The organism is Corynebacterium sp. HMSC074C01 (assembly GCF_001814605.1).
GTDB lineage: Bacteria > Actinomycetota > Actinomycetes > Mycobacteriales > Mycobacteriaceae > Corynebacterium.
The window spans coordinates 26,014-51,775 of record NZ_KV817297.1; the positions used below are offsets into that span (position 1 = coordinate 26,014).

The following is a 25,762-nucleotide window of genomic DNA, read 5'->3' on the forward strand; positions in this document are numbered from 1 at the left end:
GGGTATTAATTTACCCCTTTGTATGAACATGTGAGAGATGAGCGGGTTCTTACGCGGCTAGCTCGGAATATTCGGAGAGCTTTCCATCCTTGACCTCGACCACGTTGTCGGCATAGTCGAGCAGGCTGCGGTCGTGCGTGATGAACAGAGTTGCGGTATCGAAGTCATCGGTGACACCACGTAGCAACTTGGCAATCTCGCGGGAGAGCTTGGAGTCCAAGGCGGAGGTTGGCTCATCAGCAAGCAGCACGGAAGGCTGGCCCATGAGCGCACGCGCAATGTTGACGCGTTGGCGCTGCCCACCGGAGAGCTGGTTCATGCGGCGGTTGCCAAAGCCCTCCAAGCCCACGAAGCTGAGCAGCTCGTCAGCCCGGTCACCGCGGGGCTTGCGGCCCTCCATGTGGTCAATGATGAGCAGCTGCTCGCGCGCAGTCAGGGCTGCCAACAGGTTGGCTTGCTGGAAGATGAGCCCGCGGGTGCCGTGCATCTCAACGGATCCGGAGTCCGGCTCGATAAGTCCAGCGGCCACGGAGAGCAGGGTGGATTTACCGGAACCGGACTCACCAATCACGGCGGTGAGCCCGCCGGGCTTAACGTCTAGGCTCACGCCGTCGAGCGCAGTTGTGCGGGACTGGCCGTCGGGGTAGGTCACCACGATGTCGCGCAGTGACAGGGCGGGAGTAACGGTGGTAGTCATTAGGCGTTGCCTCCTAGGGCGTCGAGCGGGTTGATCTTGGAAACGCGGCGGGTGGCCAGGAAGGCACCGGCGATGCCGAGCAGCCAGATGCCGAGCGCGGGGACGATGACGGTCATGGCGGAGACCTCGAAGGGCACAGCACCTTGGGCGGCAAGGCCCAGCAGCCAGCCGACGAGCGCGCCCACCCCAACGCCAATCGCCAAGATGATGGCTGCCTGAGCGATAGCATCCTTGAGCAGGTACTTCACGCTGGCGCCAAGGGCACGCAGGATGGACAGGTCACGGGTGCGCTGAATGGTCCAGATGCTCAGGAAGGCGATGGTGACCAGCGCGGAGATACCGTAGAGGAAGGCTTGCATGGTCAGCAGGGAACCGCGCTCCGAGCTATAAGCCGGCAGGCCGGACAGGGCCTTGCCCATGGACACGGAGGTGTCGGTCGGCTCGTGGGAAAGCACGGCCACGCCCACCATGTCCTCGGGGGAATGGGAAACCTTCTGCCAGGTTTCGGTGGAGACCCACACCACCGGGGAGTGGGAGTAGTACTCATCCTCAACCACTGCATTCACGGCCAAGTCCACGCCGCCGAGGGTGCCCCGGGACGGCACGTTCAGGGCCTCGTCGATGGACTGGCTCAAGACCATGCCTTCCTCCGGAATCACGGTGCTGGAGCCGGGGATCTGGGTGCCGGCGGGCAGGCCGATAACCGCCACACCGCCGTGGCCCTCCAGCTTGGTTTGGGAGGTGCCCAGCGGAATACCAGAAGCGGGAACGTCCTCGGCGAAGATCTCCGATTCGGTGAAGGAGGGATCTTCCGTCGAGAAAGTCACATAAGGATTCTGCTCCCCGAGTGCCTCGAGGGCAGAAGTATTTTGCTTGGACAGGCCTTGGGTCAGGCCGGACAACATAACGAGCAACAACGTAATTAGAGCCACGACGCCGCCGATCAGGAAGAACCGACCGCGGGCGGTGACTATCTCTCTCAATGCCAGGAACATACTATTTATCCTGCGTGTGCGGGCACCGAAAGTAATCGGGTAGCCAGTTGAACCTCTACTCAACCAGTTGGTTGATTCGCACTCCCCCACCTAGGCGATAGGCTGGTGCCTCGTGATGATGAGCAACAAACTGTGGACCGTAGGCCTGCATGCCATGTTCGGCTTCCTCCTCGTGTTCGGTGTGCTCCGCGCCTGGGCCGATGAGCGCCTCGACGCCCGCGTCCTCGGCCTCTCCATTGCACTCGCAGTGGTCTACACGTGTTTCGTCATCTTCGGTTCCCGCACCATTACCCGCCCCGTCCCCACCACGCTGTGGCTCGCCGCTTTGTGCTTGTTGTGGATCGGCCTCATGGTGCACGCCCAAGACTTCATGTGGCTCGAGTTCCCGCTGGTCTTCGTCTTCATCCATGCACTGCCCTTCTGGCCGGGCATTCTCGCCAGCGTGGTCCTGTGGGCCGTGGCCGCCTTCGTCCCCGCATGGATCCACCCGCAATTCTGGACCGCCGCCGCGGCCATCGGCCCGTTCATCGGCACCTGCTTCGCCGTGGCCGTCTACCACGCCGCCCGCCGGGTTCAGGCGGAGGCGGCGCACCACGAGGCCGTCGCCAAGCAGCTGCGTGAGACCCAGGAAGAGCTCGCCGCCAGCGAGCATCAAGCCGGGCGCCTCGAGGAGCGGGAGCGGCTCTCCCGCGAGATCCACGACACCGTAGCGCAGGGGCTGTCCTCCATCGTCCTGCTCAGCCGCGCCGCCAAGAACACGTCCACGCAGCAGGACGTCACCGAACAGCTCGCACTCATTGAGAAGGTGGCCCAGGACAACCTGGCCGAGGCCCGGCGCTTCGTCAAGGAGCTCGCGGCGCCTGCCTCCTCCATCGATAAGGAACTGCGCGCACTCGTGGATGAGCTCCAAGCCCAGGCCAAAGGGCTCGGGCTGCGTACCTATTTTGGGCTCAAGTTCACCGGTAGCGCTGACGTACCCGCCGAGTTTTCCCACGTCATCCTGCGCGCCGCGCGCGAAGGGCTGACCAATGTCATGAAACACGCCGACGCCGACCAAGCCGTGGTCACCCTCGGCTCTTTCACAGATGAGATCACCTTGGATGTCGTCGATAACGGCCGCGGCATCGACAGTCCGCGCGGCTTCGGGCTCACCGGCCTGGAGCAGCGTGTTCGCAGCGTCGGCGGCAGCGTCCAAGTAGAATCATCACCCGCCGGCACCGCGCTCGCGGTGCGAATCCCAACAGGAGGCAGCAGCAATGGTCAACGTGATGCTCATCGATGATCACCCCGTGGTCCGCGCCGGGCTGCGCGCGATTCTAAACGCTTTCCCCGATATCGAGGTGGTGTTGGAAGGCTCCGATGGCTCGGCCGTCGAAAAGCTGGCGGATGCTGATGCTCCCCACATTGACGTGGTCGTCTGCGATATTCAGATGCCGGATGTTGACGGCATCGCCGCCACCCGGCGCGTGCGCGAGCTCGATGGGCCCCCGGTGCTCATACTGACCACCTATGACACGCAGGCGGATATCCTGGCCGCCGTGGAGGCAGGCGCGTTGGGCTACCTGCTCAAGGACGCCCCCGAGGACACCCTGCACGCCGCGGTGCTCGACACCGCCGCGGGCAAGCGGACCTTGGCGCCTGAAGTCACGAACCTCCTGGCGGAGCGCTTGGCGCAGCCGGAAACCGCGCTGTCTCCCCGCGAGCTGGAGATCCTGCAAGCGCTGGCCACGGGGGCCTCCAACAAGCAGATTGCCCAGCGGCTCTTCATCTCCGAGGCCACGGTCAAGACCCACCTCATCCACGTCTATCAAAAGCTCGGCGTGGAAACCCGCACCGCAGCCGTCTCCGCCGCCCGCGAACGAAAGCTCATCCAATAGATGCATACCTACGATTGCATCGTGGTGGGTGGCGGCCAATCCGGCCTGGCCACCGGCTACTACCTGCGCCGCCAGAAGCTCGACTTCCTCATCCTCGACGCCAACCCCTCCCCCGGCGGAGCTTGGCAGCACGTGTGGGATTCACTCACGCTCTTTAGCGATGCTCAGTCCTCCACCCTGCCCGGCTGGCCCATGCCCGCCTACCCGGGCTTCCCGCCGGCTTCCCACGTGGTGGACTACCTCACCCGCTATGAGCAGCGCTATGACCTGCCGGTCCGGCACGGGGTGGCGGTGGAGCGCGTGCTTGACGACGCCTCCCGCTTCCGCCTCCTCACCACCCACGGTGAGTTCCGTGCCCGCACCGTCGTGGCCGCAACGGGCACATGGTCCGCGCCCTTTATCCCCTTCTACCCCGGTGATTTTCAGGGGCGCCAATGGCACACGGCGAGCTACCCGGGGTGTGGTCCTTTCTTAGAGCGCGGCCACAACAATCCTGTAGCCGTTGTCGGTGCTGGTAATTCCGGCGCGCAGATCGCCGCCGAGCTCTCCCTCGCCGGCGTGGACACCACGTGGTTTACCGCGCACCCTCCGCGCTGGATGCCGGATGATGTAGACGGGCGCGTGCTCTTTAGCCGCAACCGTCAGCGAATGCTGGCCAAGCTGCGGGGCGAGCCGGACCCAGGGCCGGAAAGTGAGCTGGGAGATATCGTCATGGTCCCGCCGGTACTCAAGGCCCGTGATAGTGGGCTGCTACGCGCCACCGGCATGTTTTCCTCACTCGAGGAGCTCAACCGCGACGGTTTTAGCGATCTCATCTGGGCCACCGGCTTCCGGCCGGCCTTGCGCCCATTCCCCGGGCTGCTGGCAGAAGGAAAGCCCACGGTGGAAGGCTTCTTCGCCGTGGGCTATGGCTCGTGGACGGGCCCGGGCTCGGCCACGATTACTGGCGTCTCACCCTATGCGCGGCGGGTGGCGGGGGACGTCGCCAAGCTCGTGCGTACGCCCAGCTAAGTACTACAGCACCACCATGGCGAGGAGCACCACCACTGCGAGCGCAAGGAGGAATCCCAGGCGGCGCAGGATCTTTGTCTGCTCTTCGCGCCCCAAGCGCGCCATGAGTACGGCGCCGAGGACCGAACCCACGGCGTTGTAGAGAAGGTCATCGACATCGCTAAAGCCCAGGGCAAAGATGTATTGGGCGCTTTCTATGCACAGGCTGACCATGAGGCCGATGAGCATCGCCCCGCCCAGGCCCCAGCGAATCCTGGCACGGTTACGCCCGGCCATATATATCGCCGCGCCCAAAGGCATGAAGAGAGCGATGTTTCCCACGAGATCGGTCCACGCGCCGTACCACACGGAAGAATTCTCAAAACCGCCAAAGAGCTGAGTGTTCACCTGGCGCACGGCATGCGCGGATCCATCAACCACGCCGGGGATGTCCATGAATGGCTTGCCCACCGTCGCCAGCATCACGACCACCAAGGACAGGGCCGCGACCAGGAAGGAATCACGAAGCAGGTGCCGATACGGATCCGGCGCGGGCCGCAGCCTATTGCGCGGGTGTTGAGCTTTAATCCCAGTCATGCGCTTCACCCTAACGATGTTCTCTGGACGCTGGCTGAAGCATTAGCCGGAAAACGCTGCTTCACATCCTCTGTACGATAGTGCCCATGAGCACACTCATTGTCACTCGCACGGAGTCCGGAGTAACCCATTCCTTCCAGGAGCAGCCCCTGCTCGGGGAAGGTGACACGGTTGTAGATGTGCAATTTTCTTCCCTCAATTACAAGGACGCCATGGCCCTGGAGGGCAATAAGGGCGTCATGCGCATCGATCCCCTCGTTCCCGGTATCGATGTGGTGGGCACTGTGGCGGAGACTTCCGATTCTCGCTTGAGCCCCGGCCAGCTGGTCGTCGCCTGCGGCGATGGCTTGGGCGAATTCCGCCACGGCGGCTACACCACCCGCCAGCGCGTCAATGCAGAGGCCACCATCCCCGTGCCCCAGCGCTTCAGCGCGCACGATGCCGCCGCGATCGGCACGGCCGGCTACACCGCCGCTATCTGCGTGAACCAGCTGCGCGCGCACGGCACCACGCAGGGCCATATCTTGGTCACCGGCGCCACTGGCGGCGTGGGCTCCGTCGCGGTCCAGCTGCTCAAGTCCGCTGGCTACGAGGTCACCGCCGTGACCGGCCGCGTGGATTCCCAGTCTGAATATCTCACCGCACTCGGCGCGGATCACGTTCTGGATCGCGCAGCGTTGTCGGAGACCGGCCGCCCGCTGCAGAAAGCGCTGTACGACGGCGCCATTGACACCGCCGGCTCCACCGTCCTGGCCAACGTGCTGGCACAGGTGCGCTGGGGTGGTGTGGTCGCGGCCACCGGCATGGCGGCCGGCCCGGACCTTCCTGCCTCGGTGCTGCCGTTCATCTTGCGCGGCATCGTCCTGGCCGGCGGCAATTCGGTCGACGCGCCCCGCGCGGTGCGCGAGGCGGCTTGGCAGCTTCTCGACGAACACCTCGGCCTCAGCATGCTGAACTCGATCACGGAAACGGTGCCGCTGGCCGATGTCGCCACCGCGGCCACCGAGCTGCGCGCCGGCTCGCGCCACGGGCGCACGGTGGTTGAGATTTAAGCGGGCGCAGAGCTCACCGCGTCCCGCTGTTTAGTGCACGCGGTGGGACAGAGATTCGTCGTCTGTGCCGGGGGCATTGCCCAACTCGCCCGTGGTGTCATCGTCACTGCGGGCCAGCCAGATGGAGGAGAGCACCAGTCCGCCCCAGATGACGACGACGAAGAGGATGAAGAGCAGGATTGCGCTTGTAGTCATTGTCGTTGGCCTTTCCTAATACTCGTTACTTGTCGTTAGTGTTCGGTGCGGCTGTAGTACCCGTGGCAAGCGGGTTCGGGGTGCCGGCTGGGCGCCCACCTACGGGGACGCCGTAGTCCGAGGTCTCCATGCCATCCAGATACTTGTTCCCGCGGAAGGCCACCAGCGGCATGAGGAAGCTGGCGAGCAGGATGATTCCCAGCACCGCCCAGCCAAAGAGGCCAATCTGGGTGGAGGAGTAGCCCTCGTAGCCCTCGCGGGCAATGGTGAGGATTTCGTTGACCAGGAAGTAGACTAGGAGCAGCGGGGTGGCGATGAAGGTCAGGAACTGCCAGAAGCCACCGACCTTGAACTGCGATACCGCATTGAGGTGCTGCTGGATCTCGCGGCGGCGGCCAGTGACCCAGCCGACGACCACCAAGGCGCAGATGGAGCCGAAGACGATGCCCAGGTTATTGGTGAACTTATCCATGATGTCCAGCGTGACCAGGCCCGAGGACGTGGAGAAAAGAACACACGACACCACAGCCATGGTGCCGCCTACGGTGATGGCGGAAACGCGGCGAGAGATGTTGAACTTATCTGCCACGGCGGAGACGACGACCTCCATGATGGAAATCAGCGAGGTCACGCCGGCCAGGAAGAGAGAGCCGAAGAAGAGGACCCCGAACAGTCCGCCGAGTGGCATGAGGTTGATGATCGTCGGGAAAGCAATGAAGGCCAGGCCGATTCCGGAGGACGCCACCTCATCCACAGCCACGCCCTGCTGGGCGGCCATGTAGCCCAGAGTGGCGAAGACGCCGATGCCGGCGAGAACCTCGAAGGAGGAGTTGGCAAAGGCCGTGACCAGGCCGGTGTTGGTGAGGTTGGTGCGCGGCTTGAGGTAGGAGGCGTAGGTAATCATGATGCCGAAGCCAATGGACAGGGAGAAGAAAATCTGTCCGTAGGCTGCGATCCATACCGATGGGTTGCTCAGCACGGACCAGTCCGGGTTGAAGAAGGCGTTGAGGCCCTCTGCGGCGCCGTCGAGGAAGAAGGCGCGGATGACCAAGATGATGAACATGACGGCCAGGACCGGCAGGAAGATTGACGTCAGCTTGCCGATGCCCTCATTGATGCTCGTGGCCAGCGTGGCGATGCAGACAATCCACACGAGGATCATCACGCCAAGGATGGACGGGACGATGTGCCCTGAGTAGGTCGCCTCCGGCTCTGCCTGAAGGAAATCACCCATGAAGTACTCCGCGGGATCATCGCCCCATGCCTGGGTCACGGACTTGATGGTGTAGAGCGCCGCCCAGGCAATGATGGCGGCGTAGTAGATGGCGATGAAGAAGTTCACGCCGACCTTGAACCAGCCGATTCCCTCCCAGCGGCTACTGATACGGCGGAATGCTAGCGGTGCAGAACCGCGGAAGCGGTGACCAATGGCCAGGTCGAACCACAGGATGGGAATACCCGCGGTGAGCAGGGCAACCATGTACGGGATGAGGAAGGCGCCGCCGCCGTTCTCATAGGCAACGTAAGGAAAGCGCCAAATATTTCCCAGGCCGACGGCGGAGCCGATGGCGGCCATGAGGAAGACAAAACGCGTATTAAAAGTATCGCGCGTCGAACGAGTCTTATGCGTGGTCAATGTAGTCATGAGAGAACTTTCTTCTTGAGCAAATATCGCGCACGGCAAGACCGTAGGAATCGTTTATACGGGCCGCGTACGACGAGTATTAGCGAGAAGCATAGCCTACCTGCCGACCTATAGGTACCGTTTTGAATATTTATTTCTAGATCTTTATCTCTGACCAAACCCCATGGCCAGGGCCTCAAAACCACCACTCCCCTTCAACGCCTAGCTCCTGTCCGGAACGGTAAATCCGGAAGAGGCCCGAGCGATGAGGCCTGATATCGTGCAGAGTCATGGCTAAGCTGAGACACTCAGCGTGCGAGCCAAGTCACACAATCGCGGCCGGTTTCTTTTATCATTACTGTCATGAAAGAAACTAACTCGGTCACTGGCTCCGTCATCATCGTCGGCAGCGGCCTCGCCGGCATGGTCGCCGGCTACGAGGCCCTCAAGGGCGGCAAGCACGTCATCTTCCTGGAACAGGAAAACCGCAATAACCTGGGCGGCCAGGCCTTCTGGTCCCTCGGCGGGCTGTTTTATGTCGACTCCCCCGAGCAGAAGATGATGCGGGTCAAGGACTCCGAAGAATTGGCCTGGCGGGACTGGGCCAATTCCGCTGACTATGACCCGGTGACCGAGGATGACCGGCACGATTTCTGGGGCGCGAAATGGGGCCGCGAGTACGTGCGCTTCGCCGCCAATGAAAAGCGCGGCTATCTCAAGTCCTTGGGCCTCAACGTCCTGCCCACCATCGGCTGGGCCGAGCGTGGTTCGGGCGATGCCTCCGGCCACGGCAATTCCGTACCGCGCTTCCACCTCACGTGGGGTACGGGCCCGGAGGTCGTGCGCGTCTTCCGCGAGCCGCTCCTTAAAGCAGAAGAACAAGGCCAGGTAGAGTTCCATTTCCGCCACCGCGTGGATGAGCTCGTCGTGGAGAACGACGACGCCGGCAATCCGCGGGTCGTCGGCGTGCGCGGCAGCGTCCTCTCCCCCACCAACCAGGTACGTGGCGAGGCGAGCCCGAGGGACGTCGTCAAGCACTTCGAGCTGCGCGGCTCCGCCGTGGTCATCGCCACCGGCGGCATCGGCGGCAATCTGGAGAAGGTACGCAAGATGTGGCCCACTGAGCGTTGGGGAGAATGCCCGAACGAGCTGGTCACGGGTGTTCCCGCGCATGTCGACGGCCGCGGCATCGACATCGCCCAACAGGCCGGTGCCTCCGTGGTCAACACCGACCGCATGTGGGCCTATACCGAGGGCATGACCAACTGGAACTCCATTTGGCCCGGCCACGGCATCCGCATCATCCCCGGGCCCTCGGCGCTGTGGATCGACGCCGAAGGCAACCGCCTGCCCACCAACCTCTTCCCCGGCACCGATAACCTTGCGGCCTTGGCCCACATTGGCCAGACCGGCCACGGTTACTCCTGGTTCGTGCTCAACAAGGCCATCGTGGACAAGGAGTTCATCTTCTCCGGTTCCGAGCAGAATCCGGATCTGACGGATAAGGAATTCAAGAAACTCGCCGGCAAGCTTGGCCCCGGCACGCACGTGGCCGTCAAGGCCTTCATGGACAACGGTATCGACTGGGTCGTGGAAGACAACCTGGAGGATCTCGTCGCCGGAATGAACCAGATTTCGCCGGAGGGCTCCCCCACCATTGAGGTAACCCAACTGAAAAAAGTCCTGGAAGATCGCGATTCCCAGCTTGATAACCCCTTCAGCAAAGACGCCCAAGTCAACTACCTGCGCGTGGCCCGCGGCTTCCTGGGCGACAAGCTCATCCGCGTGGCTCCCCCACACCGCATCCTCGATGAATCCAAGGGCCCGCTCATCGCAGTGCGCCTGAAATTCCTCACCCGCAAGACGCTGGGTGGCCTGGAGACCAACCTCGATGGCCAGTGCCTCAACCCCGATGGCACGGTCCTCCCCGGCCTCTATGCCTGCGGCGAGGCCTCCGGTTTCGGTGGCGGCGGCATGCACGGCAAGAATGCGCTGGAAGGCACCTTCCTCGGCGGGTGCATCCATTCGGGCAAGCGCGTGGGCGAAGCGTTGGCGCGCGGCTAGCACGGTTTTCTAATACTGTCGGTCACTATGAACCTCGCTAGGAACGTCCGCATCGACGTGGAGAATCCCTTCTTCACCACGTCCCGCTTCGTCGCCGCCCCCGCGGAACTCACCGTGGGCGAGATGATGATCATCGTCCACGCCGCACTCGGCCTTGAGCCCTCTCATCCGGGAATCCTCGTGGGCGAGGAAGGCACGCCGATCGACGTCCTCAGCATCATCGACCAGGACTTTTTCGAGACTTTCCGGGAAGTAGCGCACTACCACCCCTCAGACGGCGCATGGAATATCAGCATCAGCGTGGCCGATAGCTCGCGCGTCGTCATGGGCCTTCCGGCCCTCATCGCCGGTGAGGGCCCCGATCTGATGAGCGAGCTGGGCAGCGCCGAAGCGATGTTCAAGGTGGTCCTCGATGTCCAAGCGACTATGGCCTACATGGCCGTGCCCACGGAGAGTATGGAGCGCATTTTCGAGCTCTTCCCCAACTACACACTGGACCAAATACACCAACGCCTCACCACGTTCTTCCCGCCGGCCGTGGCGCAGCGCCTGGCCACCATGGGCACGGAGGCCGCCAACCTGGAGGGCGGCACCAAGCCCGCGCTGCCTGGGGATCTCCCCCTCGATCCTTTCCGCTCCACACCCTTCGAGGACATCCCGGTGCCATCCCTGGAGATCCTGGAGCAATGGCGCGCGGATATCCACGAGGCCTACCCGGAGCTGCGCCCCGACTATGAGCTGCCGGCGCTTGACGACGCCACCGCTCACCACGTAGGCCAGCGTATACGCGAATACCTCGAGGTCATCGAGGAATATCCACGCCTGACCGGGGCCGGCTACCTCAAGCAGGCGGCTGTCGCGCGCCTTAAGGAGGGACTGAATAGCCCCAATGACTTTGATGAGGTCAAGCGCGAGGACTACCACCAGCCGCTGCTGAACCTGCGCGGATTCCTCACGGACCTGGATTGGCTCAAGACCACAACGACGCAGATCAAGCTCACCAAATATGGCCGCAAGGCCATGAGCGATCCGCTCTGGGCAACGCAGGTCATCATGAACAACATCCCTTATGCCTACGCCGAACCGGAGGGCATTCCTCAGCTCTCCTTCGAACTAGTCCACCTATTGCGCGGTGAGTGGGAGTTCAATCCGGAATACGACTACACGCACGCCATCACCCGCGATCTGCTGTTCACGCTGGGTGTCATCGAAGATGACTCCACATTCCCCATCATCACCGATGGGTGCGAGGGCTTCCTCGGCGCGATCATCACTAACGTCCGCCAGGAGCTGAACCAAGAGCTGGATTAGCCCTGGTTCAGCCCCCTCCAGGCCGCATGCCGCTGCCTACAACTACCGCGAACAACTCACAACAACCTCGAAACAACTACAAAAACCAGCAACAACCCTTTTGAACTGCCCTTTTCCAACCGATGGGAGCGCTAAACCAGACACAGTTGTTGGCAAAGTTGTTTAAGAGTTGTTTTTCGCGACACTCAAGCCTCAGAAAAACAACTTCCTGGGGAAATGTACAATAAGAACATGGACTCAACAGTTCCCGAGCTTGATTTTCTCCCCGCCCACGTCCGCGATGCCCTGGATGCAATCTGGGCCGGGGCGAAGGCCGACGCGGTGGAATCAGAGGTCCTCGAATTCAAAGAGGACCCCGCCGCCCGCCAGGTGGGCGCTCGCCGCAGCGGGAATCCGGACGGCGACATCATTGAAAAACTTATCGACGAGTCCGTGTGCTTTGCTAACGGCGACACCGGTTCTGGGCACATTGTCCTCGGTGTCGCCGATAAAACACCCGGTCCCGCAGGTTTTTCGGGAACGGCAATGGATCCGGGAAGGATCGAGAAGAAAGTTTTCCACGGAACAGAGCCCAATCTGCGGGTTGAAGCGACCGAATTCGACTACCGCGGCTGCCGCCTTGTTCTTGTTCGCATCCCGGAAGCCCTGTCCTTCTATCGACGCAAGAAGGGGCAGGCTTCCCGCCGCGTGGGAACAGATTGCACCCCCGTTCCTGAAGAGCTACGTCGCGCTATTTCACGTGTCCGCGCCAACCCCGATTTTTCCAACTCCCTGTCCCAGAAGGCCACACAAGACATCGATCTTGCGTCACTCAACGAAGCGCGACGACTCCTCCAGGTAAAGCGCAGCCGCTCGGGCGAAAGCGTACACGCACCCGAGACGACCACGGGCCTCCTCCGCGAGTTGGGACTTATCGACGAGGCTGGCCGGCTCAAGCGTGCCGGCGAAATTCTCCTGCTCCCACCAGAGGTTCCCCAGGTGATAATCCGCCACCTGTGGCGCCCGATGGTGGGCGCCGACCCGCAAGTTACTGAGATTTCTGCACCGCTTATCCAGGCACTCCCCCAAGTCCGCCGCCTCATCGCTGAGCGCGGCGACCAAGAGGTCGAACGCGTCCAGCTGGATAACGGTCAAGAATTCGCCATTCCTCGCTTCCCGTCGCAGGCCGTGGATGAAGCCGTCACCAATGCGGTTATTCACCGCGATTGGCAGCTCTCCCGCCCCATCGTCATTGAGCAATCACCCCGGACCCTGAAGATATTCTCACCCGGGCCGCTGCCCGTGGGCGTGGAACCCCATCGTCTCCTCACTACCCAGTCCATTCCTCGCAATCCGCGTCTGATGGCAAGCATGCGCATGCTTGGCCTCGCGGAGGAGTCTTCTCGCGGTTTTGACCGCATGTGGGCCGCGATGTTGTCCACTGGTCGTGAGATTCCACAGGTTGATGCCACCGACACTGATGTGGAGGTCATCATGTCCGCAGGAAAGCCAGATGTCGATTTCGTTCGATGCCTACAGCGCCTGGCGGACGTCAAGGGATCCCAACTCATCGGCAACCTTAATACCCTCCTCACACTGAAGCACTTGTGGGAAGCTCCGCTTATCACCGCCGACCAGATAAAGAAAAAGACTCAAACTTCCGACATCGAAATGGAGGAACTCGTGGCGGCCCTCGAGGAAAAGGACCTGTTGACAAAGGTAAGGGATGCCAAAGAATGGGTGCTGAGCGACTTCGCACGTAAGGCAATGGGCAAGGAATCCCCGGGGGATCTATCTACTGTCAGCGTCCAGGAGTGGATAGAGGAACGCCTGAAGTCCGGTGAGTCTTTACGTTCTTCCGAACTTGCTGAAGACACCGGACTCAGCCGAACTGAAGTCACCAATATCCTGCGCCACCTGCGCACTCTCGGCCGCGCCATCATCGACCCCGCCGGACCACAGCGCGGCCCAAACACCCGCTGGATCGCCCCGTAGGCGAAAACCTTAGACAACGACAAACAACCCACAACAACCTCGAAACAACTGCAAACAACCAGCAACAACCTGTCTGACCTGCTTTTTCACAACAAAGGGGAGCTCTAAACTAGACACAGTTGTTGGCAAAGTTGTTTCAGAGTTGTTTTTCACGACACTCAAGCCTCAGAAAAACAACTTCCTGGGAAATGGATACCGAAGAGAGGTGAACCAGGCAAGGGATTTTTTGAAAATTCACGCTCGAGGGAATGCGCACGTCCATGTTTTGGACTCAAAGAAGGAGCGCCAACCGCATACAACCAGCAATTTTGAAAGAAGGAATGAGTATGAATTCCACCTGCAGAATTGGACGTACCGTCATTTGCGCCTTCAACCCTAAAAGTCGCGCCGCCCCGAAAATTACATATGGCTACTTAATAGAAGATAGCTTTTACTAATGGCATGGACCGTGACACGCGCAAGGCCGCGGTCATGGATTTAGCCGATGAGCTGGGGAATTTAGTCGCGGTCTCCCCCGCCCTGGAGGAACAGCTCGGCGTGGGCCTTCCCCGCTTAGTCCGCACCATCATCGGGTTGGACGAATCCGCGGCGCGTTCCGCGTTTGCGGACATGATGGACGGCGCACGCCTGAACTCGGTGCAGCTGGCCTTCATGAACCAGATCATCGGCGGGTTAGTCCACAACGGAATCGTCACTGTCGCGGAGCTCTTTGAGAGCACCTTACGACAACTATAGTTCCCCCTTCGACGCCTTTGACGGCAACGTGGCCACCATCCATGACATCAAGGAGCGCCTAGAGCGCGCATTGAACACAGCGTGGATGAGGTGCCCCTAAGGCCGTTCCTGAGGCACCTCAGAGGCGGTGCCGGAGTAACCGCAGGAACGGCGCTTTCTTGGGGCGAGTTACTTCACAACGAGGTTGACCATGCGGCCCGGCACGTAGATCTCCTTGACCACGTTCTTTCCAGCGGTCAGCTCAGCGATGCGCTCATCGTCCTTGGCGATGCCCACGACGGTGGCTTGGTCGGCGTCAGCAGGCACCATCACGCGTGCCTTGACCTTGCCGTTGATCTGCACCGGAACCTCGATCTCGTCATCGACCAGGTACTTCTCGTCGAACTCCGGGAAAGCCTCGTAGGTGATGGTCCCCTCATGACCGAAGCGCTTCCACAGCTCCTCCGCGATGTGCGGGGCAACGGGGGAGACCAGCTGGGCCAAGGGCTCCACGGCGGCACGCGGCGCGCCCTTCGGGTAGGCCTTGGTCAGGTAATTCACGTACTCGATGAGCTTGGCCACCACGGTGTTCAGGCGCAGGTTCTCGTAATCATCGCGCACGCCGGCGATGGTGCGGTTGAGGTGCTTCAGGTCATCCTCGGAGAGCTCTGCGTCCGTCGTGCACAGCTCGCCAGAGTTCTCGTCGACGGCTAGGCGCCACAGGCGCTGCAAAAAGCGCTGCGCACCGACGACGTCCTTTGTTGCCCACGGGCGGGAGGTATCCAGCGGACCCATCGACATCTCATAAACGCGCAGGGTATCGGCACCATAATCGCGGCAAATGTCATCCGGGGCGACGGAGTTCTTCAGGGACTTGCCCATCTTGCCGTACTCCTGGTTGACCTCTTCGCCGTTGTAGAAGAACTTGCCATCCTTCTCCTCAACCTCGGCGGCCGGGACGTAGACGCCGCGGGAATCGGTGTAGGCGTAGGCCTGGATGTAGCCCTGGTTGTAGAGGCGGCGGTAGGGCTCCTTGGAGCTCACGTAGCCCAGGTCAAAAAGGACCTTGTGCCAGAAGCGAGCGTAGAGCAGGTGCAGCACGGCGTGCTCAACACCGCCGACGTAGAGGTCAACGCCACCCGGATCGTTAGCACCGTGCTCCTCTGGGCGCGGGCCAGTCCAGTAGCGCTCGTTCTCCAAGTCGCAGAAGATCTCATCGTTCGGCGGATCGATGTAGCGCAGCTGGTACCAGGAAGAACCTGCCCACTGCGGCATGACGTTGGTATCGCGGTAGTAGGTCTTGGGACCATCGCCCAGACCCAGGTCCAGCTCCACCTCAACCCACTCGCGGGCTTTGGCCAGCGGCGGCTGCGGGGCGGAATCGGCATCATCCGGGTCGAAGGAGACCGGCTTGTAGTCTTCTACCTCCGGCAGCTCGATGGGCAGCATCGACTCCGGCAGCGGGTAGGCCTGACCGGCTTCGTCGTAGACGATGGGGAAGGGCTCGCCCCAGTAGCGCTGGCGGGCAAACAGCCAGTCACGCAGCTTGTACTGGATCTTCTCGCGGCCCACGCCCTGTTCCTCCAGCCACGGGATGATGGCGGCGATGGCCTCATCCTTGGACATGCCGTTGATATCCAGGGAATCGTTGGCGGAGTTCACGGCCTTGCCGGACTCGGTATAGGCCTCCTTGGTGATGTCGCCGCCAGCGACCACCTCAGTAATCGGCAGGCCAAAGACGGTGGCGAACTCGTAGTCACGGGTATCGTGCGCCGGGACCGCCATGATGGCGCCGGTGCCGTAGCCGGTGAGGACGTAGTCCGCGATGAAGATCGGGACCTTCTTGCCGTTGACCGGGTTGGTGGCATAAGTGCCCAGGAAGACGCCGGTCTTTTCCTTGTTCTCCTGGCGCTCCAGGTCTGACTTCGCGGCGATGGATGCACGGTAAGCCTCCACGGCCTCCTTCGGATCATCGTGGCCGAAGGTCCAGCGGTCATCCACATCATCGTCATAAGGGATGGGGGAGAGGAGGGCGTCGACAAGCTCGTGCTCCGGGGCCAGCACCACGTACTCGGCGCCGAAGAGGGTATCCGGGCGGGTGGTGAAGACGTCGATGTTGTAGCCCTCGGCATGGAAGCTGACCTCTGCACCACGGGAGCGGCCAATCCAGTTACGCTGCATGGACTTGACCTTCTCCGGCCAATCCAGAAGCTCCAGGTCATCGAGCAGGCGGTCCGAGTAAGCGGTAATGCGCATCATCCACTGGCGCAGGTTCTTGCGGAAGACCGGGAAGTTACCGCGCTCGGACTTGCCCTCCGCGGTGACCTCCTCGTTGGCCAGCACCGTGCCCAGGCCCGGGCACCAGTTCACGGTGGAGTTAGACAGATAGACCAGACGGAATTCATCGAGTGCCTGGCGCTGCTCTTCCTTGGTCAGATCCGCGTAGTAGCGACCATCCTTGGTGGTGCGCTTGCCCACCTCAAGTTCCTTGATGAGCTCAGAAATCGGGCGTGCCTTCTGCTGCTCCTCATCAAACCAGGAGTTATAAATCTGCAGGAAAATCCACTGCGTCCACTTATAAAACTCCGGGTCAGTCGAAGCCACCGAGCGGCGCGGATCGTGGCCCAGCCCCAGCATGCCCAGCTGGCGGCGCATATTGTTGATATTCGCCTCCGTGGTGGTGCGCGGGTGCGTACCAGTCTGGATGGCGTACTGCTCAGCCGGCAGGCCAAAGGCGTCATAACCCAGCGTGTGCAGGACGTTCTTGCCCAGCATGCGGTTAAAGCGGGCATAAGTATCCGTGGCGATATAACCCAGCGGGTGGCCTACGTGAAGGCCCGCGCCGGAGGGGTAGGGGAACATGTCCTGAATGTTCATCTTCTCCGCGGGAAGTTCCTTACCCTCCTCCGCGAGCGGCCCAACTGGGTTCGGCGCGTTGAACGTACCGTTGTTCTTCCAGTACTGCTGCCAGGCACTTTCAATCTGCGCGGCGAGCTCCGGCGTGTAGCGGTGGGTGGTGTTATCGCTCGGGTTAGTCATGGTTAGACAGTGTAGTCACCGCACGGACATCTCCCCAGTTAGACCCAGCCGGACCGTATTCCTGTTCTGAGGCATGGTAGTAACTAGGTAGCCTGCGCCGTCGCTTCAATCCGTTCAAGGCGCTTGCGTAGATCGACAATGACGTCGGTTTTGTTGTGAAAAATGTCGATGACGGAACCCTCTTCATCAAAGGGCGGCTGGAAGATCTCCTCGTAGGCCACACCACCGTTGTGAACCAGCACATCTACCAGCATCTTGATAAAGCGTATTTGGGCAGCATTGAAAGACGTATTACTGAGCAGGTCTGCAAACTGCTCCCGGACTGCCGCCTCGTCAAGGCCCACCAAGCGGCGGATGAAGGCAGGAATACTGTCTCCACCCATGCGTTCCCGCAGCTTATCAACGTTTTCCGTGGAGCCCCCACTTCCCCCGCCTGCCTGGGCTACCATCGCCTCCAGCGCTGCGACGTCCTCTCCGTTAAGCGTCCGTGCACTGCGCAATTTGATCATCGCCAGGTCGTTGGCATGCTCCTGCAGCAATTCGCGCAGGCGTTGCTCCAGTTGGGTGGGGTAGGAACCGGTGCCGGGCAGCCGCGCCGGCATCTCGTCATCAATCGTGAGCTCACCCATCTCATCCTGGATGTCGAGGGTGACGGCGTTGCGCTTTCCCTTGGGCACAAACTGAATGAGCGAACGCATGCCGATGCGGATGGTCTCGAGGTCCTCGACCGTCACGTTATTCCACCACTCCGGATCGAGCGCGCGCTCGAGGAAGGACCGCCGTTCGGCCACCATGGGGATGGTGGAACTCACGGCCATGAGGTCATTCGCCATCCTCTCGACTCGTTCGCGCAGTGCCGCGAACTCCGGGCTGTGGTCGAGCAGCCCCACCTGGAGCTTCAAAATCACCAGGTCAAAGCGCTTAGCTGTCTCAGAGTCCTTCATCGTGTCCAGCGGCAAGTGCGCAATATGGCGGCGCAGCTGCTCAGCTTTCTCCTCACTTAACTCATCCCACGCAGAGCGTTCGCGGTATCGCAGCAAGGTTTCCTTGTCGCTGGGGCGGACCATGATGTGGCCTAGCGGTATAGACGCCGCCGAGCCGTGAAGGGAATCAGCAAGCTCGGCGCGCATCTCTGGGGCCTTAGCGTGCTTATCCAACTGAGCAAGCAACCCCACGCGGGCATCAAAGAGCTTTTCCGACAGCGACCGTGGGCGGCCAGTAGCCGATTCACGGGCTTCACCCTTAAAGAACTCGTCCACGTTGCCGCAGAAGTCGAAGATGAGGAAGTGCGTCTTGTCCATCCCCGGGCCGAAGAGGTCCGGGCGCAGTCGCGTCCCTCGGCCCACCATCTGCCAGAACTTGGTGGGGGAGTAGACAGGCTTGAAGAACACAAGGTTGACCACCTCGGGCACGTCCACGCCGGTGTCAAGCATGTCCACCGAAATCGCGATGTTGACGTCCCCGTCCGGATCTGCGAAGTCGTCCAATGCCGACTGCGCATACTTCGTGTGCGTGGTAATCACGGAGGCTCCAGTACGCGAATACTCCGGGAACGTAGCGTCAAAGACTTGCTTGATGAGCTCCGCGTGACGTTGAGTCCGGGCGAAGATGATGGTCTTGCCCAGTTGGTCGCCGCCCACGCGGATCCCGTTCTCCACCACGGTTTTCAGCACCTTGCGTATGGTGTCCTTGTTGAACAGGTAACGGTTAATCTCCGCCGAAGAAACCTGACCAGGCGGATCCAAGCGCCCGCCGTCCTCATCGGTACCCCAGTCGGACGTGTCCCACGCCAGCTGTTCCTCCGGGGAAAGCTCGTCATAGGCCATGCCCCGGCGCAGGAAGAGCGAGTCCTGCCGAGCCGTCTTGAAGGGCACGAGGTTACCGTCGGCTACGGCCTCATCAAGTCCGTACTCAAAGGCCGGAGTCTTATCCTCCATCTCAAAGAGTGCATAGGTGTCATGGTCAATCTCGCTCTTCGGCGTCGCCGTCAACCCCACTACGTAGGCATCGAAGTACTCCAAGATCCGCTTGAAGCGGTTGTACACGGAGCGGTGGGCCTCGTCCACGATGATGAGGTCAAAGTCGAAAGGCCCGAACCTCGCCGGCTTGTCACCGTCATCCCCGATGAGATTCATCATCGTGTTGTAGGTGGTGACATACACATCACCCACCTGCTCAGGATTCTTGATGAGGTTTACGGGCGTGGACTCGGCGTACATGCTCACAAAGGCTTTATGCGCCTGATTGACCAAAGCAGTGCGGTCTGCCAAGAACAGCACCTTGCCCACCCAGCCGGCCTGGCGCAGCAGCTTGGCGGTGGCTACAGCCACGCGGGTCTTACCAGTTCCCGTCGCCATAACCAGCAATGCTTGGCGACGCCTCCGCGCCTCCAACGTCTCCGTCACCGCACGGATGGCCTCGAGTTGGTACGCACGGGCGCCGCCGCCAGCAATGTCCGTGTCTACCGGCGTCTCGCTCAACAGGGTGCGCATGGTGCGCCGGCCAATCATGCGGCGCAATTGCTGCGCGGTGGGGAAGCCCTCCACCTCGCGGGCGGGATAGCCCGCACCAGAACCAGGAAGGTTGGCCGCATCATCGATCAGGTCGATGTGATAACCATTAGTGCACAACATGACAGGCCGTATTCCGTATTCGCGCTCGATGCAGTCCGCGTACAGCTTCACCTGTTGGGAGCCCACGCTCATAGACTCCATCGATTTCTTCGCTTCGATAACGGCCAGCGGTGTGCGGTCATCATCCCACAAGACATAATCTGCGAATCCAACGCCGGAAGGATTGGGCATGCCGCGCAGCTCGAGCTCTCGAGTGATTGAATCATCACTAAACCCTGCCGCTTCGAGCATCGGGGCAATGAGCTGTCGGCGGGTCTCGGCCTCACTGATCGCCAAAGGCGCAGCCGACGGTGTTGCCACCCCAGCGCGCTCTGCCGCGGCTGCTTGCTGCTCAGCCAACTGCTCCTGAAGGGCCTCAATCTTGGCAGCAAGTTCGTCTTTCACCTGCCGTGCAGCTTCGCGCTCCGCTTCGGCTTGCTCCTGGGCATCGGCGATCTCCGCCTTCGCCTTAATCTCCGTGCTCCGCCGCTTGAGCTCGAACTGGGCCGCCTCACGAAGACGCTTCTCCTCCGCTTCACGCGCAGCTTCCTGTGCCTCATCGAGCAGCAACCGGCTTTTCTTTAGCTCCTCATCCTGCTGCGCCAGCTTTTTGAGGTACGCGGCGGTCTGCGCTTGGGAGCGCCCGGCAACGTGAATGCCTGAAGAGTCAGCTGCGGCCTGGCCCAACAAGTTAGTATCAAAAGCCGCCTGAGGGCCCGGCGCGGCGACTGGATTCGCCGAGTGGTGCCGGACCGCCCACACCATAAGGTCATACAGGTGCGCTGTTACCGTGCGCGCCTTCTGCGGGGTGGCCGGCGCTTGCTTGCCCTCCATGTCGTCTGCATGCGCGGCATCGTTGCCGCTCTTGCGCAAGATGGTCATCTTGCGCAGCATGGTGTCGTTGCCCACACACTTGACGAAACCACGGTCCCTGGTCATCTCCGCCAAGCTGAGATACCGAGTATCGCCCAAGCTCCGGAACGCCCAGATGTGGTTCACCACCCGCTCTAACACCTTGCGCGCATAGAAGCAGGAAATCACCGGATCCGCGTCCACGAAGCGCTCTACCTTCAGGCACTCCTCATACGCCGTGGGCCAGACGTAGCGCACGAAACCGAAATTGCTGCGTGTAGGCCCACCTGGCACAGTGTTGCGCCCGGCAGTCGGGGGAGTAGTGGTCACCATAGAGTTCTCCAGGGACAAAATTTCACATCGGATACGTCTTGATTCCAGTAATTCTAAGTCACCGCCCTAGGCCTAGCTACCACCATCACTGCGTTCCCTGGCCAAACGCTCCGATTCCCCCCTTGTTCTTTCCTCACACGCCACTAAAATCATCACTATCCCGTTGTTCAACTGCGAGCTGTCCCAAAGCCCACCAATTACCGGAGAGACTGTGACCAACACTGACCGGACTCAACCCATTGCTCGGATAGTTCCCGTTTCATCTCCAGATAGCCGCGTGCAGCAACTAGTAGCTGCCGGGATCTTGAGCCACGACCCAGAGCCTTACTCCCCGCTGACCACTACGGATGTAGAGCCGGACACCACAAACTATCTACCTTCTAAGACTGACGTTGTTTCGCTTCTGGGTCGGGAAGACCGAGTGTGACGGCTTTCCCGGCCCCTTTGGGATCAGTGTGCACGCAGCCAAAAGAGCCGAAATCCTAGCCACGCCGCGCTTTCTTTGCCGCTTCCTTGCGAGCGTCCTTGAGGGCCAATGCAATATCCTCAGCATCTACATCATCTGTACCCGCGTCATAGCCGCCAGAGCGCTGCGCCTCAGACACGAGCTCTCGCAGCGCTTTACGACGTTCAGCCCGCTGCCCATCCCGGTACTGCAGCACGTCAACGAGCCGAACTCTCCTATGCCTTCCACCGGTAGTGCGCTCAAACTCTATCGATCCATCTTCGAGCTTTTTCACCAAAGTCGGCCTACTAATGCCCAGAAAATCTGCTGCTTCCTGCGTCGTGAGCAACTGGTCTACGGGCGCAAGGGTAATGGCCTTTCCTTGTCTCATCGCCCGGACAACGTCTGCCAGCACGCTAAATGCTTCTTCGGGCAGATTTACCGTCTGTCCGTCAGGCCCCACAAGCGCAGCAGGTCCCTCCAGTTGGTCCAGGAACCTGCTCACGTCGAGCATTGCTTCTAGGTCTTGCGGCGGGAGAGTCGTGTGAGGGCGATTCCGTACTTCATTCATGAGGCCATCATAGAGCAATTCGAAATATTCGAAAGGGAAAACACAGCGCCGAACTACTCAAAGTAATCCTCATCCACCTCGACTAGGGCCACGGTCCTCTTGACCTGCACCCCCACGCCATAGCGGATCATCAGTTTCGCCAACCTGTCCCCGTCGATTAAAACGACGCGTGACGACACCGCATCCGCATACTCCTGCGCCTTATCTGAAAACGTCGCTGTAGTCAGGAACACCCCTCGATCCGCCTGCGCACCCTGCAGCGCACCCACGAATCCCTGAATAGCCGGTCGGCCGATGCTCTTATCCAACGCATATCGCTTAGCCTGCACGTAAATCCGCGACAAGCCCAGCGCATCCTGGTCAATAATCCCGTCGATTCCACCATCGTTGGATAACTGCGTGCGTGTAGCCTTGCCCTGCGTACCGCCATAACCCATGGCCATGAGCAGGTCCAATACTGCCTGTTCAAAGAACGCCGGCTCATTGTCGTGCAACCGAGTCAGCAGCTCACCAGCCACAAACTCATTGTTGCGAGACACACCGGTTTCCACCTGCTCTACCGGATCCAGCTCGCTCTCGGATTCTGGAAGGGCGGTTTGCTTATCAGCGCTTACCTCGTCCCCAGCCTTACTTCCCCGATTCCGGCCCCGCCATGTAAGTGCCGCTTCCGTGCCCGCAATCTCTCCCAACAGCTGTTTCTCCGTCATCCCTTCCGGATAACGTGCCAACAGATCACGACCAAAGTCTGTAATTTGAAAGCGCGCCCGCGTAGGCGAGGTAATGGCATTTGCCTTCTTGAGGAATGTCAACGCCCACCCAATACGGTTTTCAAAACGCGACTGCCCCGACGCAATGGTCTCAAGCCTCTCTTCGTCAGTAATGCCCGCATAGGACGCAGCTATCTCGATGAGCTCCCTACGTCGGAGCTCAGCTCCATTTGCGTTAAGAGCCTCCAACACCGATACCAAGTAGGCTTCCCATCTTTTGACAGCCATTAGAGCTCTCCTTGGAATGCGCGGGTGGATAGGGACTGTCGAAGCTTCTCAAGAGAGGAACGCTGAGTTTCAGCTCTTTCTTGTTCTGACTTCAATAGCTCAATTTGAAGCGATAAGGCTTTTACTTCATCTCGCGTCAGATTTGGGATCGGTGTTCGAGAAAGTTGCGACTTATTTATCGAAGCAATTCCAGTTGTTTGTTTCGCTGACCTCAAGAAATGCTTCTTAGGCCTCGAACTACTAAGTATCGCAGCCAACACTTCAGGCGTCATTACAGTCGCGCCTTTCAGAATGCGGACGCGAAAAATGTGGTTTTGATGGATGCAAACCGGGATCTCGTTATTCCACACTGTTCCTCTCCCCAGCTTGTCGGGATCCCCGCCTTCTGTTAGAACGATGTCGCCCCGTTGCAACTGGTATCGCGATATCTCGTCATTTGTCGCGTTGATTTCCTTAATCGGATGCAGCTGGAGGAATCCATCCTTAACATTGGAAACCGAAAGGTACGGCACTATCGAGGTTGTACTCTCTTTCGAAACCTTTCTACCCTTTGTAATTCCAGATTGAATTTCGGAGATGGTACCAAGCTCAACTTCTTGATCCCCCCTTGCCTTTAGAAACTCTTCAACGACAACCCGCTTTAGAGCTTCAAGGCCTTCGACTTTCTTAATCTGTATTGAGGTTAGCCGGCCGACCTCATCCAAAATCGCCGCGATGCGGCGCTGCTCGTCGAGGGGAGGGAGGGGTATTCGGATGTCCGCGGCCCTTGATTTTGAGAGTTCCTTGAATGTCGCACCTGTACCCAGCGACTGAAGGGCATCTTTCTGCGATAGCAAATAGTGGGCTAGGTAGCGTGCATCTATTTCGGAGGAAGGAATGAAGCTTTTGCAACCCTGATTCGTAGTCATGGGCACTTGTGCGATTGCGACATAACCAATTGGTGCACGGCTCGAAAGCACTACACTGCCTGCAGGAAGAAGCACGGCAGAGCTTTTGTCAACACCTCTTTGAGTAATAGCTCGTTCCCCAGAAGATATTTCGAGTCCCTTGAGCTTGCTCAGATCGGCAGGAGTCACCCATGGGATCTCACCGCCCCAATACTCCTCAACACTCGTCTTCGGCGTGCCGCCTGAAACGACCTCACACACATCCCCCAACCGCACCATCGGCCAATCATGCTTTGCATTGCTTGCCATGTTATTTCTCCTTGCTGAGCATGGCTTTGAGGTTCGCAAGGCCTTGAGTGATGTCGCGGTCGAGTTCTTCGATTTCGGCGACAATGTCCATGGGGTCTCGGGTTTCTTGTGCTTCGAGGACGATCTCCTTGTAGCGGTTCATGGAGAGGTCGTAGTCGGCTTGGGCGATCTCGTCTTTCGGCACCGTGAAGGAGTAGTCCGTGCGGGCGCGCTCACGCTCGGCGGTGGTGCGGGAGTGCCAACGGGCAACAACGTCTGGAAGGTTGTTGAGCTTCAGCTGCTCGTCGGTGAGGGTGACGGGAGTGGGGTCGTCGGCACGCGCGGGATCGCTTAAGTCCTGGATGTGGGAGGTAGGGGAGGGGCCGAGCAAGGGGCGCTCGAGAAGCGGAGTGCGCTTGTCATCCAGGGAGTAGCCATCCGCGGTGACGTCATAGAACCACACCTCGTCGGTGCCGCCGGAATCCGTCCGGGTGAAGCATAGGACCGCGGTGGACACGCCCGAGTAGGGCTTGAATACGCCGGAGGGAAGTTTGATGACAGCATCCAGGCGCTGATCCTCAACCAAGGTTTTGCGAAGGGCCTTGTGCGCCTTGGTGGAGCCGAAAAGGACGCCTTCGGGGACAATCACTGCGGCGCGGCCACCCGGCTTGAGCAGCTGCAGGAAGCGGTGGACAAACAGGAGCTCCGTCTTCTTGGCTGTGGTCACGGACTTGAGCTTGGGATCAATGGAGTCCTTATCCAGGCTGCCCGCGAAAGGCGGGTTGGCCAGGACTAGGTCGAAATCCCCAAATGTTGTGGGGAGCTTCTGCAAGGAGTCGTGGTGCGAGATGTTGGGCTCTTCAAAACCGTGCATGAACATGTTCATAGCCGCGATGCGCACCATGGTTTTGTCAAAGTCGAAGCCCGTCAAGCCCTCTGTGATGAACGTTGTGCGCGTGTCCTTGTTGTAGAGGTCCTCACGGTGATGGTGGCCAATCCAATCATTGGCAGCCACCAGGAAGCCAGCCGTTCCGCAAGCTGGGTCAATAATCCGCTGTTCCGGCGTCGGCTCCATGAGCGCGACGAGGAGCTCGATGATGTGGCTGGGTGTGCGGAACTGGCCATTCGTGCCCGAGGTGGACAGCTTGTCCAGCATGTACTCATACAAGTCGCCCTTCATGTCCTTGTTCGGAAAGTGCAACTGGTCAATGAGCTCCATAACGCGCGAAAGCGTGGCCTCAGATTCGATCTCAAAGGAGGCGTTGGCCATGTGCCCTTGGAAGCCCGTGCCGCCCATCTCCTTGATGAAGGGGAAGACCTTGGTGATGATGGTGGCCTTGCGGCGAGCAATGTCACGGTCTTCGATGAGGTTGCGCCACCGCAGGTCCTGTTGGCTGGCGTCAAAGATGTCTTCCGTCGCGGTGGGATCTCCTAACGCTCGGCGCTTATCAATCTGGACCTGACGCTCGTCCAAATCCTTGATGAAGAGCAGGTAGGTGAACTGCTCGATGACAGAGACTGGGTTGGAAATGCCGCCAGACCAGAAGGTGTCCCAGATGCGGTCGACGTTGTTTTTGAGGGCGCCGGTAATCATGTAATTCAGCGTAACTGTCGTGGGGAGTCATGCTGGTTATTAGCTCGCGGTAGGGG

Annotated in this window: 19 protein-coding genes; 8 read left to right on the forward strand and 11 right to left on the reverse strand. The window is 60.3% G+C overall.

The annotated features are described in order from the left end of the window. Positions 1–49 precede the first annotated feature (49 nt). Positions 50–697: an ABC transporter ATP-binding protein gene (locus tag HMPREF2978_RS09495; protein ID WP_070745199.1), complete on the reverse strand. Its 648-nt coding sequence runs from the start codon at positions 695–697 to the stop codon at positions 50–52. Next, positions 697–1,692, reverse strand: coding sequence for an ABC transporter permease (locus tag HMPREF2978_RS09500; protein ID WP_070745202.1), 996 nt, complete (start codon positions 1,690–1,692; stop codon positions 697–699). The genes HMPREF2978_RS09495 and HMPREF2978_RS09500 overlap by 1 nt, the downstream gene beginning before the upstream one ends. Before the next feature lie 115 nt (positions 1,693–1,807). On the opposite strand from HMPREF2978_RS09500, the gene HMPREF2978_RS09505 reads away from it, so the two are divergent. The 3 genes from HMPREF2978_RS09505 to HMPREF2978_RS09515 are packed head-to-tail and all read left to right on the forward strand — an operon-like array spanning position 1,808 to position 4,580. Next, entirely contained in the window at positions 1,808–2,974 is a 1,167-nt protein-coding gene (locus HMPREF2978_RS09505; protein WP_070745205.1) for a sensor histidine kinase, read from the forward strand. Next, positions 2,949–3,569, forward strand: a complete 621-nt coding sequence (locus tag HMPREF2978_RS09510) for a response regulator (protein WP_070524185.1) — start codon at positions 2,949–2,951, stop codon at positions 3,567–3,569. Before HMPREF2978_RS09505 ends, HMPREF2978_RS09510 begins: the two co-directional genes overlap by 26 nt. Beyond that, the gene (locus HMPREF2978_RS09515) at positions 3,570–4,580 is read left to right on the forward strand and encodes an NAD(P)-binding domain-containing protein (protein WP_070745208.1); all 1,011 of its coding nucleotides are present in this window, start codon (positions 3,570–3,572) and stop codon (positions 4,578–4,580) included. Positions 4,581–4,583: 3 nt separating this feature from the next. Here the strand turns inward: HMPREF2978_RS09515 and HMPREF2978_RS09520 are convergent, their stop codons facing one another. Beyond that, a complete protein-coding gene (locus HMPREF2978_RS09520) occupies positions 4,584–5,156 on the reverse strand; it encodes a VanZ family protein (RefSeq protein WP_168166446.1) in 573 nt (190 codons plus the stop codon). Positions 5,157–5,242: 86 nt separating this feature from the next. On the opposite strand from HMPREF2978_RS09520, the gene HMPREF2978_RS09525 reads away from it, so the two are divergent. Then, positions 5,243–6,208 (forward strand): MDR family oxidoreductase, encoded by a 966-nt coding sequence (locus HMPREF2978_RS09525; RefSeq protein ID WP_070745211.1) that lies wholly within the window; start codon positions 5,243–5,245, stop codon positions 6,206–6,208. A 30-nt stretch (positions 6,209–6,238) separates the two neighbouring features. On the opposite strand, the gene metS is transcribed toward HMPREF2978_RS09525, so the two are convergent. Beyond that, on the reverse strand, positions 6,239–6,403 hold the full coding sequence (gene metS / locus HMPREF2978_RS09530; protein ID WP_070525148.1) for a methionine/alanine import NSS transporter subunit MetS: 165 nt from the start codon (positions 6,401–6,403) through the stop codon (positions 6,239–6,241). A 25-nt stretch (positions 6,404–6,428) separates the two neighbouring features. Further along, the gene (locus HMPREF2978_RS09535; protein ID WP_070745214.1) at positions 6,429–8,048 is read right to left on the reverse strand and encodes a sodium-dependent transporter; all 1,620 of its coding nucleotides are present in this window, start codon (positions 8,046–8,048) and stop codon (positions 6,429–6,431) included. Between the two features lie 342 nt (positions 8,049–8,390). Between HMPREF2978_RS09535 and HMPREF2978_RS09540 the strand changes: the two genes are divergently transcribed. From HMPREF2978_RS09540 to HMPREF2978_RS09555, 4 genes are all read left to right on the forward strand, one after another. After that, entirely contained in the window at positions 8,391–10,091 is a 1,701-nt protein-coding gene (locus HMPREF2978_RS09540) for an FAD-binding dehydrogenase (RefSeq protein ID WP_012715369.1), read from the forward strand. A gap of 27 nt (positions 10,092–10,118) precedes the next feature. Continuing rightward, the gene (locus tag HMPREF2978_RS09545; protein WP_070745216.1) at positions 10,119–11,402 is read left to right on the forward strand and encodes a hypothetical protein; all 1,284 of its coding nucleotides are present in this window, start codon (positions 10,119–10,121) and stop codon (positions 11,400–11,402) included. A gap of 231 nt (positions 11,403–11,633) precedes the next feature. Next, positions 11,634–13,376, forward strand: a complete 1,743-nt coding sequence (locus tag HMPREF2978_RS09550) for an ATP-binding protein (protein ID WP_070745444.1) — start codon at positions 11,634–11,636, stop codon at positions 13,374–13,376. 441 nt (positions 13,377–13,817) lie between these two features. Continuing rightward, positions 13,818–14,111 carry a type I restriction-modification enzyme R subunit C-terminal domain-containing protein gene (locus tag HMPREF2978_RS09555; protein WP_246818760.1) on the forward strand — a complete coding sequence of 98 codons (294 nt, stop codon included), beginning with the start codon at positions 13,818–13,820 and terminating at the stop codon, positions 14,109–14,111. Positions 14,112–14,279: 168 nt separating this feature from the next. On the opposite strand, the gene leuS is transcribed toward HMPREF2978_RS09555, so the two are convergent. From leuS to HMPREF2978_RS09585, 6 genes are all read right to left on the reverse strand, one after another. Then, on the reverse strand, positions 14,280–17,129 hold the full coding sequence (gene leuS / locus HMPREF2978_RS09560; RefSeq protein WP_070745219.1) for a leucine--tRNA ligase: 2,850 nt from the start codon (positions 17,127–17,129) through the stop codon (positions 14,280–14,282). A gap of 83 nt (positions 17,130–17,212) precedes the next feature. Further along, positions 17,213–20,926 carry a type I restriction endonuclease subunit R gene (locus HMPREF2978_RS09565; RefSeq protein WP_246818761.1) on the reverse strand — a complete coding sequence of 1,238 codons (3,714 nt, stop codon included), beginning with the start codon at positions 20,924–20,926 and terminating at the stop codon, positions 17,213–17,215. Between the two features lie 482 nt (positions 20,927–21,408). Next, a complete protein-coding gene (locus tag HMPREF2978_RS09570; protein WP_246818762.1) occupies positions 21,409–21,885 on the reverse strand; it encodes an excisionase family DNA-binding protein in 477 nt (158 codons plus the stop codon). A gap of 110 nt (positions 21,886–21,995) precedes the next feature. Continuing rightward, positions 21,996–22,937, reverse strand: coding sequence for a restriction endonuclease (locus HMPREF2978_RS09575; protein WP_070745226.1), 942 nt, complete (start codon positions 22,935–22,937; stop codon positions 21,996–21,998). Next, positions 22,937–24,133, reverse strand: coding sequence for a restriction endonuclease subunit S (locus tag HMPREF2978_RS09580; RefSeq protein ID WP_083316524.1), 1,197 nt, complete (start codon positions 24,131–24,133; stop codon positions 22,937–22,939). Before HMPREF2978_RS09580 ends, HMPREF2978_RS09575 begins: the two co-directional genes overlap by 1 nt. Position 24,134: 1 nt before the next feature. Continuing rightward, positions 24,135–25,706, reverse strand: a complete 1,572-nt coding sequence (locus HMPREF2978_RS09585) for a type I restriction-modification system subunit M (protein ID WP_070745230.1) — start codon at positions 25,704–25,706, stop codon at positions 24,135–24,137. Between the last annotated feature and the right edge of the window lie 56 nt (positions 25,707–25,762).